This window comes from Desulfothermus naphthae (assembly GCF_054657475.1).
This window is the reverse complement of the sequence record NZ_BAAHYQ010000001.1, coordinates 238,308-250,954: the sequence shown is the minus strand read 5'-3', so window position 1 is coordinate 250,954 and position 12,647 is coordinate 238,308. Positions and strand designations below refer to the sequence as shown.

At 34.9% G+C, this 12,647-nt stretch carries 10 protein-coding genes, 1 tRNA gene and 1 other RNA gene; 6 read left to right on the top strand and 6 right to left on the bottom strand.

Annotated features, from left to right (window positions below; translation table 11 throughout):
• Window positions 1-13: 13 nt before the first annotated feature.
• Together ACYQ1E_RS01175 and ACYQ1E_RS01170 are read right to left on the bottom strand one after the other, a co-directional pair.
• On the bottom strand, window positions 14-850 hold the full coding sequence (locus ACYQ1E_RS01175; protein WP_459874832.1) for a sulfide/dihydroorotate dehydrogenase-like FAD/NAD-binding protein: 837 nt from the start codon (window positions 848-850) through the stop codon (window positions 14-16).
• A gap of 80 nt (window positions 851-930) precedes the next feature.
• On the bottom strand, window positions 931-2,244 hold the full coding sequence (locus ACYQ1E_RS01170) for a M23 family metallopeptidase (RefSeq protein ID WP_459874831.1): 1,314 nt from the start codon (window positions 2,242-2,244) through the stop codon (window positions 931-933).
• 86 nt (window positions 2,245-2,330) lie between these two features.
• Here ACYQ1E_RS01170 and ACYQ1E_RS01165 point away from each other — a divergent pair, with 86 nt between their 5' ends.
• Entirely contained in the window at window positions 2,331-2,765 is a 435-nt protein-coding gene (locus tag ACYQ1E_RS01165; protein ID WP_459874830.1) for an FKBP-type peptidyl-prolyl cis-trans isomerase, read from the top strand.
• 161 nt (window positions 2,766-2,926) lie between these two features.
• On the opposite strand, the gene ACYQ1E_RS01160 is transcribed toward ACYQ1E_RS01165, so the two are convergent.
• From ACYQ1E_RS01160 to ACYQ1E_RS01150, 3 genes are read right to left on the bottom strand one after another with little or no spacing between them, the layout of a single operon-like run.
• Complete coding sequence (locus tag ACYQ1E_RS01160; RefSeq protein WP_459874829.1) at window positions 2,927-3,469, bottom strand: nitroreductase family protein; 543 nt, start codon at window positions 3,467-3,469, stop codon at window positions 2,927-2,929.
• An 18-nt stretch (window positions 3,470-3,487) separates the two neighbouring features.
• Window positions 3,488-4,498 carry a DUF933 domain-containing protein gene (locus ACYQ1E_RS01155; RefSeq protein ID WP_459874828.1) on the bottom strand — a complete coding sequence of 337 codons (1,011 nt, stop codon included), beginning with the start codon at window positions 4,496-4,498 and terminating at the stop codon, window positions 3,488-3,490.
• Between the two features lie 15 nt (window positions 4,499-4,513).
• A complete protein-coding gene (locus tag ACYQ1E_RS01150; protein ID WP_459874827.1) occupies window positions 4,514-5,071 on the bottom strand; it encodes an arylesterase in 558 nt (185 codons plus the stop codon).
• A 57-nt stretch (window positions 5,072-5,128) separates the two neighbouring features.
• Here ACYQ1E_RS01150 and ACYQ1E_RS01145 point away from each other — a divergent pair, with 57 nt between their 5' ends.
• On the top strand, window positions 5,129-6,004 hold the full coding sequence (locus ACYQ1E_RS01145) for a DMT family transporter (protein ID WP_459874826.1): 876 nt from the start codon (window positions 5,129-5,131) through the stop codon (window positions 6,002-6,004).
• A gap of 54 nt (window positions 6,005-6,058) precedes the next feature.
• Here ACYQ1E_RS01145 and ACYQ1E_RS01140 read toward each other — a convergent pair whose 3' ends face one another.
• Window positions 6,059-6,766 (bottom strand): hypothetical protein, encoded by a 708-nt coding sequence (locus tag ACYQ1E_RS01140; protein ID WP_459874825.1) that lies wholly within the window; start codon window positions 6,764-6,766, stop codon window positions 6,059-6,061.
• A gap of 799 nt (window positions 6,767-7,565) precedes the next feature.
• On the opposite strand from ACYQ1E_RS01140, the gene ACYQ1E_RS01135 reads away from it, so the two are divergent.
• From ACYQ1E_RS01135 to ACYQ1E_RS01120, 4 genes are all read left to right on the top strand, one after another.
• Window positions 7,566-7,639: transfer RNA gene (locus ACYQ1E_RS01135), tRNA-Met, on the top strand.
• A 23-nt stretch (window positions 7,640-7,662) separates the two neighbouring features.
• Window positions 7,663-8,022, top strand: a transfer-messenger RNA (tmRNA) gene (gene ssrA, locus ACYQ1E_RS01130).
• A 175-nt stretch (window positions 8,023-8,197) separates the two neighbouring features.
• Window positions 8,198-9,001, top strand: a complete 804-nt coding sequence (locus tag ACYQ1E_RS01125; RefSeq protein ID WP_459874824.1) for a sulfite exporter TauE/SafE family protein — start codon at window positions 8,198-8,200, stop codon at window positions 8,999-9,001.
• Window positions 9,002-9,020: 19 nt separating this feature from the next.
• Complete coding sequence (locus tag ACYQ1E_RS01120) at window positions 9,021-12,566, top strand: SNF2-related protein (protein WP_459874823.1); 3,546 nt, start codon at window positions 9,021-9,023, stop codon at window positions 12,564-12,566.
• Window positions 12,567-12,647: the final 81 nt, after the last annotated feature.

The following is a 12,647-nucleotide window of genomic DNA, read 5'->3' as shown; positions in this document are numbered from 1 at the left end:
TCCTTTTGTTTTTTTATCCCTGCATTGCTGCTTTAAATTTTTCATAAGCCACTTTTTCCTCAGCTAAATAGGACCTCAGCCTTTTCATGAGTTCATCAAAATCCACCTTATGACCATCAAATTCTGGTCCATCAACGCATGCAAACTTTGTTTTACCGTCAACTGTTACCCTACAGCATCCACACATTCCTGTTCCATCTACCATAATTGGGTTTAAGCTGACCAGGGTCTTGACATTGTATTCCTTGGTCATAGCACATACAAACTTCATCATTGGAACAGGTCCAATCCCAACAACTAACTTCACATTTCCTTTTTCTAAGGTTTCTTTTAAAACATCTGTAACAAATCCATGGTGGCCGTAAGAACCATCATCTGTGCATACATGTAGCTCATGGGATGCTGCCTTCATCTTGTCTTCTAGGATAAGCAAATTCTTTGTCCTTGCACCTATAATAGCTATTACGTGGTTGCCTTTTTGTTTAAGTGCTCTAGTGATTGGGTGAAGCACTGCAACCCCGGTTCCACCGCCAACACAGACAACATCTCCGTCATACTTCTCAATATCTGTTGGCTTTCCAAGTGGTCCAATTATATCTAAATAACTATCCCCTTGTTTGAGGGTCTTAAAAAGTGCTGTGGTCTTACCAACCACTTGATAGATAATTGTTATTGTACCTTTTTCTGGATCTGTATCCGCCATGGTCAAGGGGATTCTCTCCCCAGTTTCACTGGCCCTTAAAATAACAAACTGTCCTGGTTTTGCTTTTTTTGCAATCAAGGGCGCCTTAATCTCATTTAACACTACCGAGCCTTGAGCCATTTCCTGTCGCTTGACAATTTCAAACATAACTTACCTCCAAAGAGTTTTTATTAATTTGTTTAGGACCCACTGGAAAAACATATATAGACTGAAAATATCAGCCCTAATTACAAATTATCCCCTTCCAATTGTTTTAGATTATAGTAAATATTGTTTTTCATCCACTTTGGATCCCACCACTCAACAGGATCAACAGGTATTCCACTAATTAATATTCCAAAATGGAGATGATCTCCACCAGCAAGTCCTGTTGCCCCAGAAAGCCCTATTACCTGTCCTTTTTGTACAAAATCACCTTTTTTTACCCTTATCAAGGACAAATGTCCATACAAAGATTGAACTCCATAGCCGTGGTCGATAATTACAGCATTTCCGTAGATTCCAAACCAACCTGCATAAACCACCCTACCATAATTTGCCGCAATAACCTTATCTCTCGCAACAGAAGCAAGGTCAATTCCAAGATGGGTCTGGGTATCAATTTTTTTTCCATGATAAAAGTAAGTTCGTCTATCACCAAAAGAAGCCATTCTAGCTGCATTGGGCATCCTTAAAAAGGCACCTTTAAATAAAATTTTTTTCTCTGTATTAAGTCCAATCTTCCTGAGCATATCTCTATTTTTCTTCCTGAGCTCTTTGTTCACTTTTAAAAATATCTCCAATGGACTTAATCCTTTGAATTTATCTTCAAATTGAACCATTTTGGTATTTAAAAACCTATCTGATATGTTTATTTTTGAATGTCTAAATCTTGTTTTTTTTATATAACATCTAAAAGGTATTTTCTTCTTGTTTCCTGCAAGATCTTCAGCAACTACCCAAACATTTAGATTGTTTGAATCTACGTTATAGGGGATGGCAAAGAACACAATATAATTTTTTTTGTATTTATATGCTGGGAAAAAATATTTAGATACCTCTATCCCCGCTCTTTTAATGGGTTCTGAAACAGAAAACCCACAAAGCCCAGAACCCCCAATTTTTAAATAATGTCTAAAGGTCTTCATAAATATATTTGGGGAAGAGGTATCCAATATATAGATTTTTCTTATTTTGGCTACATTTCCCTGAAAAAAATTGTTTATGGATTTGTCTGAAGCCAATACCACTAATTCGATTTTACCATCACTAAAACCAAGTCTTTTAAGATCTAACTCATAATCAATAGAGGAAGAATTTTTTTCAGTTTTTAAAGAAATAGTCTTTTGTCTTTTTCCTTGAAAAACCTTTATATCTACTTTTTTTAGCAAAGATTTTCTATCCTTAACACTAATTTTTATTATCCTATTATCTCCCCCAATATACTTTCGATTTTCTAGCACTACTTTTGGTGGAACCCTATCCAAAATAAAATAATAATATCCTCCCCCTAAAATTATTAAAAGAACCAATAAAAAACTAACCACTTTAAATTTATTCATAAAATTTTTCCTTTTTTATTTGCATATTTTTTTTGTTTTGTGTAATATATAAACTTTGTAACAAACTTTTATTAGGAGGTAGATTCATGGAAAAGGCAAAACAAGGAGATAAGGTAAAGGTTCATTATAAAGGATTCCTAGAAGACGGAACAGTCTTTGATTCTTCATTTGACCAAGATCCCCTTGAGTTTACAATTGGCAATGGTGAAATAATCCCTGGGTTTGAAAATGCTGTCATTGGCATGGGAATTGGTGAAACAAAGGTCGTTGATGTAGCTCCAGAAGATGGCTATGGAGAGTACAATGAAATGGCAAAACTGGAAGTTCCTAGAGAAAGTCTTCCTGAACACATCCAACCAGAAATTGGAATGATGCTTCAGCTCACCACTCCCCAGAATACTCAGGTCCTTGTCAGGATCACTGATATGGATGATACAAATGTTGTGCTTGATGCTAACCACCCCCTTGCTGGAAAAAATCTTAAATTTGAAATCCAATTAGTTGATTTAGTCTCAGCTTAAAGACCCAGAGAAAAGCGGTATCTCTGCATACCGCTTTTTTTAACATCCCATTCAAATCTTTTAAATCAAGAAAAATTTCTTTGCCTATATACCTATTTTATAAGTTTGTAAACCAATATCATGCTTAAAACAAAAAGGGAGAGCTAACTCCCCCTTTTTAGTTAAAATTTTTCATAATGAACAAATTCTGAGATCTCCTTTCTCTTTGGAGGCTTTGGATCCTGGGCAGGATATCCCATTGGGACCATGACGACCACTTCATATCCATCTGGCACGCCTAATACTTTTTTTGCCTTGTCTTGATCAAAAAGGCCAACAACTACGCCTCCAAGTCCCAGGGATTTTGCTATTAAACACAGATTCTGGGTGGCTATCCCAATATCAAACATAAACCAATCACCAAATTTTGTAGTGACTTTTCCTTTATAATAACCTGCCTGTTTTAATTTTGCCACCATTACAAAAACAACTGGTGCATTTACTATGGCAAGGTATGCTGGATTATTATTTGGCACTGTTTCCTGAAGCTTTTTCTTAACATCCATATCTTTTACAACAATCACTTCCCAACATTGAGTATTTGCCCATGATTGGGCCCACTTAACTGACTCAAGGAGCTTCTCAATCTTCTCCTCCTCTACATCCTTATCTTCAAATTTTCTTATACTTCTTCTGGTTTTGATAATTTCCATAAACTCCATCATAGATACTCCTCCTTATTTTTATACATTAAATCTAAAGGTTATAATGTCCCCATCCTTGACAATGTAATCTTTACCCTCTAAACGCAACACTCCAAGTTCCTTTGCCTTTTTAAAATCCCTGTATTTCTCAAAATCAGCCCATGACAAAACCTCTGCCCGAATAAATCCTTTTTCAATATCAGAATGAATGGCTCTAGCTGCCTGTTTTGCATTACATCCTTTTTTAATTGTCCAGGCCCTTACTTCTTTTTCACCTGCAGTCAAAAAAGTAATAAGCCCTAAGAGTTCGTAGGTTGCATGGATTATTTTATCTAAGGCAGACTCTTTTATCCCCAGGTCCTTTAAAAACTCTTGCCTTTCTTTTTCGTCTTCTATTTCTCTGAGCTCTCTCTCTAATTTTGCACACACCTCTATTTTTTTCTTTTGTGGATCATCTTCATTGTATTCAAACTCATATTTTCCCATATCAGATTCTAATACATTGTACACATACAAAATTGGTTTGGCAGACAAAAATTGAAATCCTTTAAGTTCTGGAGTTAATCTTATTTGTTCATTAGTTCTTAAGGGGATTTCTTTTTCTAAAAGCTCCTTTGCCAGAACAAGGAGTTCTTCTTCTTTTGGGTTTACTAAATTTTTGTCTTTTCTTTTGTCAACAGCGATCCTATCAAGCCTTTTTTCCACAACCGCAAGGTCTGAAATAATCAAGTCCCCTTCGATGTTTTGTTCCTGGATTTTAGGGTCATTTAGACCTGAAAAGCAATCAATTACAGGCAAAAGACAATCCATGCTTCTTATATCATTCAACACCTTATTTCCAAGGCTTTTGGCCCCTGCACCTGTGATTTCCCAATATTCAATTTCAGAATAAGTAACTTTCTTTGGTTTAAATATTTCTGCCAGAGGTTGCAATCTCGGGTCTATTACCTTGACCATAGCTCTGTTCAGATTTGCTGCCTGAGCTCCTGCAAGGGCAACAAATAACTCTGTCTTACCAGATCCAGCAAAACCAAAAATACCTGTTTTCATTTTTATCTCCTACCTCTAATTTTTTAATAATTTTATAACCTCAGGGATTACTTTTTCTACCATTATTTCCACCCCTTGCTCATTGGGATGGACCATATCTTGTAATGTCAAAGAATGATTACCTATTATGCCACCTAAAAAATCATGAACCAAGGGTATGTTATGTTTTTTTGCAAGGTCTATAAAAATTTTCTCAAAATTCTCGCAATATTCTTTGTCTATCTCAAAAAGTCCCTCTGGGATCTTTGTACCGATGAGCAATATTTTTGCACCAATTCCTTTTGCCTTTTCTATCATTTTATCAAGATTCAAATAAATCTCTTCAATTGGATATTCCAAAAACCCATCATTTATCCCTAGCTCCAGAACTACAATATCTGGCAACTCCTTTAAATAAAAATCAATTCTTCTAAGACCTCCAAAGGTGGTGTCTCCAGATACACCTGCATTAATTACTTTTACACTATAACCCTGCTTATTTAGATGCATCTCAAGCCTGCTTGCAAATGACTTATCACGCCTTAAACCATAGCCTTCTGTTAAACTGTTGCCAAAGGCAAGGATCTTTATCATACAATACCCCTAAAAGTAATAATTGAAGTTTTTTTATTTTTATCTTAAATATATTTTATGTATTGGTATATTTATGCGCTTTTAGCTTTTTTTATTATAGGTATTCAGCGTTTCTTTTACAATGTAGCTGCAAAATACAATTGTAATTCCCTTGCTACAACTTTTATTTTCATGCTTTCTGTAAGCTCTATCAGTTTTATCTATATATTTGCAACCAACACTAAAATTTCTCTAAATAGCTATACACTTTTTTTAAGTTTTTTAAATAGTATCACATTTTCCATTGCTACAATAAGCCATATCCAGGCCCTTAAATTTTCTTCACCCTCGTTAGTATATCCTTTTATTCGTTTAAACATATTAATAGTAGTTTTATATTCCTCTTTTATATTAATGGAAAGACTTACATCTATTCAAGTTATTGGAATTTTTATCTCAATCATAGCCCTGTTTCTAATTAGTTCCGAATTTAAAAATAATTCTTATAAGAAAAAGGAAAATAAAATAGGATTTATCTGGGCATCCTTTGCTATGGTATGTGGTGCTATTTCTTCTATTTCATGCAAATACGCAGCTAGTTATATAAATAAATTTGTTTTTATTTTTATATCTTATGTAATGTCCACATTCTTTTTAACAATTGCGTTAAAGCTATTAAATCCAAAAGAAAACTTCTTATCCAAAGAACACTATTTTAATTTCACAACAATTATTATTGGAATTTTAATGGGAATACTTAATATTTTGGGTTTTTACTGTTATCTTATGGCGTTAGGAACTGGTCCCCTTTCCATTGTTGTAATTATTAATGGAATGCATTTTGTAATAGGTATTATTATGTCAGCCATTATATTTAAAGACAAGCTCACAAAAAAGTCCTTATTTGGCATCTTTTTAACTATTATCTCGCTTATACTACTAACGGATTTTTAATAACTATCTCCTCCCAATTTATAGACGGAACTATTTCATTAATTTTTTATGCATCTAAAATCTTACTTTGTCTTTGTTTACAAAATCCAAATAATCACCCAACAATTGTAGAGCAAGCCAGTTTTTAGAAGTAGCAATGTTAACTATTTCTTCTGTGAGATTTAGTGACGCAACAACAGGGATCACCTTTAGATTTCTATATTCTGGAAAGAATGTTAGAAAATCAGAGATAGCTGACTCAAATTCTTCAAAATGATGTCTTCTATAGGTAGATTTTACATCAACCAAAAAGAGATAATTGTCTGCTACGCATATAACATCATATTCTCTTATTTTTCCATTTAACTTTCTTTTCCTTCTTACAGAAATTTCTGTTACATCGAAATTATAAGTTCTTTTAATCAGTTGTGGAATCCCTGGTGCAACTATATCTTCCGCCAATGTACCCAATTTATTTGCCAACTCACCCCATCTCTTATTCATCTCCTTATGTATCCTTTCACTTTCGTTCTTAAATTCTCTCATTTCATCCTTAAATTCTCTCATTTCATTTTTGAATTCTTTCATCTCATCTTTAAATTCTCTCATTTCATTTTTGAATTCTTTCATCTCATCTTTAAATTCTCTCATTTCATTTTTGAATTCTTTCATCTCTTTAGAAAGCTTTTCAATCTCCATTTCTGTTTTTCTAGACTGATACACGAGCTCCATAAGGGCCTCTTCCAGCCTATCCACCCTTTTTTCAAGAGCTACATACTGCATACTTGACCTCCTTATCACTTTATTTTTTAGCAAACTAAAGTTCCGAAAACTGCATGTTGGTTTGTGTTATGAGTTTCTTAGTGATTGATAAGTCCCATAACTTTGCCTGAAAAAAAATTGAATGTTCACAGGTAATTTCCTAAATAGGTGATTAGCCAACACTCAATAAGGAGGAAAATTACATGTGAACAACAACTTTGTCGCTCAATTTTCAAAAAATATCAAGTTTTCCTACACATCTTTTGATCATGTTATCCTTCGCGGTTACATTTTAGACCTCTTCTATGAAGGAGGCGTTGCTTCTTTCCTTAAATCTATGGGTTTTGTTAAACGCTCTAATGGCGTTATGGGCATTTTCACTGACCCGCCTGCCAATCGCCTTGACATTCTGTGTTTTAAGGACTTATTGATATTGCACTGGTTAATCTTGTTAAATACCTCATATTATTGGTGGAGCACTGGCGGGCAGGCCAACTTAACTCTCATATCTCAAAACAAGCTAATAAATTTGACATCCCTATTCTCTGGTGGCCATCCGTCCATAACGGGAAAAATGGTAATAAACTTGACTATGTTCAAAAAAAATTCGCCTCTAAATATATAGGGCATTAAAATTACAGGCCTCACCTCTGTCAAAATTTTCAGCAAATAAATCAAAAGCTAAAAATTAGCTTGCCGCTGCTTTCTTAAACTATAAGATAAAAAATAAGTTTATTCAACTTTGGAAATTGAAAATTATAAAATGAGAAAATTTTTCTTGCCAAAAACACAAAAAGTGCTTATATAAAAACCTTGTCGGGGCGAGGTAGCTCAGTTGGTTAGAGCATGCGGCTCATATCCGCAGAGTCGGGGGTTCAAGTCCCTCCCTCGCTATTTTAATGCCCCAAAAATTTTAAGGGGGCGAAATGGCTTCGACGGGGATAGCGAAGCAAGAGTGGCAGGCCGAGGTGCCGTGAGGCCTCGTAAAACACACGGCAAAAAATTAAGTGCCGACAATAACTACGAATACGCAATGGCTGCTTAAAGTCAGCCACGCCTCATCTAGGCGACGCCTGATAGCTTAGATGAGGTGACAAATTAATCAGGCTAGCTCAAATGCCCGCCTTCTGGCATTTGAGTGAAATAAATTAAGAAGGCTCGTTGTCAGAGACCCTGGTCAGGGGGGATCTGGCAATTAAATCAAAACCTGACCTAAGCCTGTAGAAGCTCTTGCGTAGTATCTCCGGACGCGGGTTCGACTCCCGCCGCCTCCACCATTAAGTCAATTTTTCCCTTCAACACTTTTTTTCTTACTTCTTAATAGTATTTCTTAATTAAAGAATTTGGTCATTTTCCTGCCTTTATATAAAGTTTATTTGTTGACTTAGATTATCCTTCTTATTTATAAAAAAGTCACTTTTTTATTGGTCTAAAAAAAAAGAGGTAGTTGTGATGAAATTTTTAATAGTCGGTAGTTTATTATTTTTGGTGGCTGTGTTTATGACAATGGTGGGTAAAGGGGGCGGTAATTTTTATGTAGTAATACTCGCCATGGCCGGTATACCCATGCATGAAGCTGCAACCACTGGTCAGTTCATTCTGTTTACCGCTTCTGTCGCAGCAATGATAGTTTTTCAGAAAAACAAATCCTTATCCTGGCATCTTGCTCTTTTTATAGGTATTTTAGCTTCGTTGTCAGCCCTTGGTGGAGGATATTTCTCCCATATGTTTTCTGGATTTACTTTAAAAATAATATTTGCAGCCTTGCTCTTTTTAGCAGGTCTGCTTATGCTAATTAAAATACCTGAAAAAGAACACAATCTAGCTACCCACACCATTGGAATAATAAAATTTAAATCAGGGAAGTATATATTAACCTTAAATCTCTGGATAGCTGCACCAGTTACAATTCTAACAGGTTTTTGTTCGGGAATGGTAGGGGTTTCTGGTGGCTCATTTTTAGTACCCCTTATGGTCCTTGCGTGTGGAGCTCCTATGCACCTTGCTGTTGGAACAGCTTCTAGTTTAATTGCTGCTACTTCTTTTATGGGTTTTATGGGACATGCCCTAAAAGGAGATTTTAATCCTCACGTTGCTGTTCCTCTAGCTGTGATTACTGTTATAGGTGGTATTATTGGTGGTAAATTTTCTTTAAAGACAAAACCAAAACATCTAAAAAAACTCTTTGCATATACAAATTGGATAGCAGCAGGTTTTATGGTTATAAACGCACTTCATTCAAAGGGATTAATATAGTGTAAAAAGGATTTAATATATGAAAAGAAAACCTTTTGCCTTAACCTGGTGGGGAAAGACATGGATAGGCGCGTTGGAGCGTCTTGGTGTTATCTGGGAAAATCGGCTCCCAAGAGGAAGAACTTACGCACGAAAAGGCATGGTACTTAATTGTGATATACAACCAGGCCTGATCACTGCCCGAGTAGCTGGCACCAGAGAGACACCCTATAAGATTAAAATAAAGGTAAAAGAATTTACAAAGGAAACCAAAGAGAAAATATTTCAAATACTCAGGCAAAGACCACTTCTTGTGTCATCTATATTAAATTTGACCCTGCCTGAAAACATAGTAGAGATATTTAAAGATCATGGAATTGACCTTTTGCCAACAACTGAAGAGGAATTTGACACTGACTGCACCTGCCCTGATTGGGCAAATCCCTGTAAACACATTGCAGCAGTGTTTTATGTCCTAGCCGAGGTCATAGATAATGACCCTTTTGTGCTATTTACACTTAGGGGAATTCCAAAAGAAGAATTTTTAAAACAACTAAAATTAATTGAAGAAAAAGATAATATCTCCAGTTTTATGCCAAGTAAATCAGAAATAGAAAATTTTTATTCCTATAAAGAGAATACACCTTTTCCTTCACTCTCTTTGGAGGGAAATGGGAAAAATTTTATATTTTCAGTACTTACTGATAACCCTATTTTTTACAGAAAAGGAGATTTTAAAGAGATATTGGGTTCTATTTATGATTCAATAGACCTAAATTCATTTTTAGAAAATGGAGATGATTACTCTAATCTTATTAATGCAAAAGGTGTTATATTTTTAAAAGAAAAAAATGAACTCTTTATTTATGGAATAGATAAACATATCTCTCTTAAACAAAAATTAATAACAATTAGTGATAATGGAGAATTAAAACAAAAACGTGTGAAAGGTATTTCAATAGAGCTAGATAAGATATTACCATATCTTGCATCCTCATCTCTTACTTTAGAAAATGAAATATCTCCTGCGTTTTTTACCTATATTTACCTTGCACATTTTGCCCTGGCCCTTGTTGAAAATTCCTATTATATCCCCTCTGTTGAACAAACATCTGATAAAAATGTTTCCTATAGGATTACATATAAATCTTATCTTATATCAAAAAAACTAAAGGAAATATTTGATAAAACTATAAAAAAAGCTCCACCTTGCACCTATTTAAGGTATATAAATAAAAGAGGATATCTCCCACCTCAAGATGTAATGGAATCTTTTTTAGACACTTGCATAAATATACTAGTAAAAAAAGGAATTGGTTCTAATGTATTATTAGAAGATGAATATCTATTTGTTTTTAAAGAGGATAAGAGTATATTAGCAAGTACTCCCCAGATAAACTCCTTTTTTTCAGCCCTAAAATCATGGCTTGCCCCTCTAATTTTACGGAAAAAACAAGATATTATAAGGATTGGTCTTGTGTTAAAGCCTGCTAAGAGAACAAAAAATTGGGTGCTAGAGCCAAGGGTATTTCCTAATGATAATCAACCTGTCAACTTAAAAAAATTCTGGAAAACAGCACATGACAAGGACAAGAAGGAGATCATTGATTTAATATCTATCTTAACGCGCCATATCCCTGTTCTTAGCTCACTTGAGGCCAAAAAGGGAGGATTTAAAGAAAAAATCACTGTAAAAGCAGATGATTTGTTAAATCTCATTTCAACAGGCAAAGAATATTTACAGATATTTGATATCCCATTGATATTCCCTGAAGAAATAAAAGAGGTTCTAAAGATTAGGCCTAGAATACAGACAAAATCTCTCTCTCATATTGAACCCATGCTCTCTTTAAAGGATATGCTCAAGTTTGAATGGCAGGTGAGTCTCGGGGATATTACTTTAAGTAGAGAAGAATTTTTAAAATTATGTGAAGCCAAAACTCCTCTGGTTAAGATAAAAGAAGACTGGCTATTGATCAAGCCAGATGAACTTGAAAGGGTAAAGCGCATTCTTAACACAGATATTGAAATTAAAGATTATGCAGAACTTATGCGCTCTGCCTTAATGCAAGAGATAAAAACTGATGGTGGCGCAATTGAATTCATTCCTCCTGAGGAGATTAAGACCAAGCTAGAAGGGCTATCTAAATTAAGGCGACTTAAGACACCTGCTGGTCTAAAAGCAAACCTTAGGCCTTATCAATTAACAGGCTATAGGTGGATGGTGGTAAATTGTGAGGCAGGATTTGGCGCATGTCTTGCCGATGATATGGGACTAGGAAAGACCATTCAGGCAATAGCTTTGATACTTTATTTAAAGAAGAAAAAAATAAGGCCAGCATTAATTGTTGCCCCAACAACCCTGCTTGGGAATTGGCAACAGGAAATAGATAAATTTGCTCCTTCCCTTAATGTATATTCCTATCACGGCACTGATAAAAGTCTTGATAATCTGGACAATATAGATGTTGTTTTAACTACCTATGGTGTGCTCAGACAAAAGGAAAACCAGATCTCTCCAGATAAATTTCCTGTTGTAATTATAGATGAGGCACAAAATATAAAAAATCCATTCGCAGCCCAGACAAAGGCAGTATATAGTTTAAATAAAGCACCTTATAGAATTGCATTATCAGGTACCCCTATTGAAAATAGGCTTATGGAGCTGTGGAGTATATTTCAATTCTTAAATCCAGGCCTATTAGGCAGCCAACAATATTTTAAAAAACACTTTTCCATCCCAATAGAAAGATATGGAGACGAAGAAGCAAAAAAAGATTTAAGGCGCATTATCTCTCCATTTATTTTAAGACGCCAAAAAACAGACAAAACAGTTATACGAGATCTTCCAGAAAAAATAGAAAAAAATGAATATTGTCCCATGTCTCAAGACCAAATCACTCTTTATGAAGAGGTAGTGAAAACATCTTTAGGAAAAATTTTTGGCGAACAGGGTATAACAAGAAAGGGGCTTGTATTAAAACTTATGCTCTCTCTAAAACAGATATGTAATCATCCAGCCCTGTATTTAAAACAAAATCAGCTAAATCCAGATTTATCTGGCAAGAGTATGAGATTAATTGAGCTTTTAGATGAGATAAAAAAACAAAAGGAAAAAGTGCTTATTTTTTCCCAGTTCAGAGAAATGGGACACCTGCTTAAAGAAATGATCTTAAAAGAATTGGGCGAAGAGGTGATGTTTTTACATGGTGGGGTGGCAAGGAAAAAGAGAGATGAAATGATTAAAAAATTCAGCACAGAAAAAAGTCCTTGGATTTTTATACTCTCACTTAAGGCAGGGGGAACAGGATTAAATCTGGTATCAGCAAACCACGTAATCCATTATGATCTATGGTGGAATCCAGCAGTTGAAGATCAGGCATCTGATAGGGCATATAGAATTGGGCAAAAAAGCAATGTATTCGTACACAGGCTCCTTACCAAAGGCACTATTGAAGAAAAAATTGACAGGATGTTAGAAAAAAAACGCGCCTTAAGCAAAAGCATTGTAGATACAGGAGAAACATGGATTACAGAACTCAAAGATGATGAGTTAAGAGAGTTAGTGGAGTTAGAAAAAGGATAATTAGATTTTTTGTGTATGTTGCAAACATAAAAAAAATTGTTTAAGGGGTAATCATGTGTTGTTTAAAAGACACAAGGCCCT

Excerpts from the sequence above, each read along its gene's own strand:
- ACYQ1E_RS01175 (WP_459874832.1), bottom strand. The coding sequence starts at position 850 with ATGTTTGAAATTGTCAAGCGACAGGAAATGGCTCAAGGCTCGGTAGTG.
- ACYQ1E_RS01170 (WP_459874831.1), bottom strand. The coding sequence starts at position 2,244 with ATGAATAAATTTAAAGTGGTTAGTTTTTTATTGGTTCTTTTAATAATT.
- ACYQ1E_RS01165 (WP_459874830.1), top strand. The coding sequence starts at position 2,331 with ATGGAAAAGGCAAAACAAGGAGATAAGGTAAAGGTTCATTATAAAGGA.
- ACYQ1E_RS01160 (WP_459874829.1), bottom strand. The coding sequence starts at position 3,469 with ATGATGGAGTTTATGGAAATTATCAAAACCAGAAGAAGTATAAGAAAA.
- ACYQ1E_RS01155 (WP_459874828.1), bottom strand. The coding sequence starts at position 4,498 with ATGAAAACAGGTATTTTTGGTTTTGCTGGATCTGGTAAGACAGAGTTA.
- ACYQ1E_RS01150 (WP_459874827.1), bottom strand. The coding sequence starts at position 5,071 with ATGATAAAGATCCTTGCCTTTGGCAACAGTTTAACAGAAGGCTATGGT.
- ACYQ1E_RS01145 (WP_459874826.1), top strand. The coding sequence starts at position 5,129 with ATGTATTGGTATATTTATGCGCTTTTAGCTTTTTTTATTATAGGTATT.
- ACYQ1E_RS01140 (WP_459874825.1), bottom strand. The coding sequence starts at position 6,766 with ATGCAGTATGTAGCTCTTGAAAAAAGGGTGGATAGGCTGGAAGAGGCC.
- ACYQ1E_RS01125 (WP_459874824.1), top strand. The coding sequence starts at position 8,198 with ATGAAATTTTTAATAGTCGGTAGTTTATTATTTTTGGTGGCTGTGTTT.
- ACYQ1E_RS01120 (WP_459874823.1), top strand. The coding sequence starts at position 9,021 with ATGAAAAGAAAACCTTTTGCCTTAACCTGGTGGGGAAAGACATGGATA.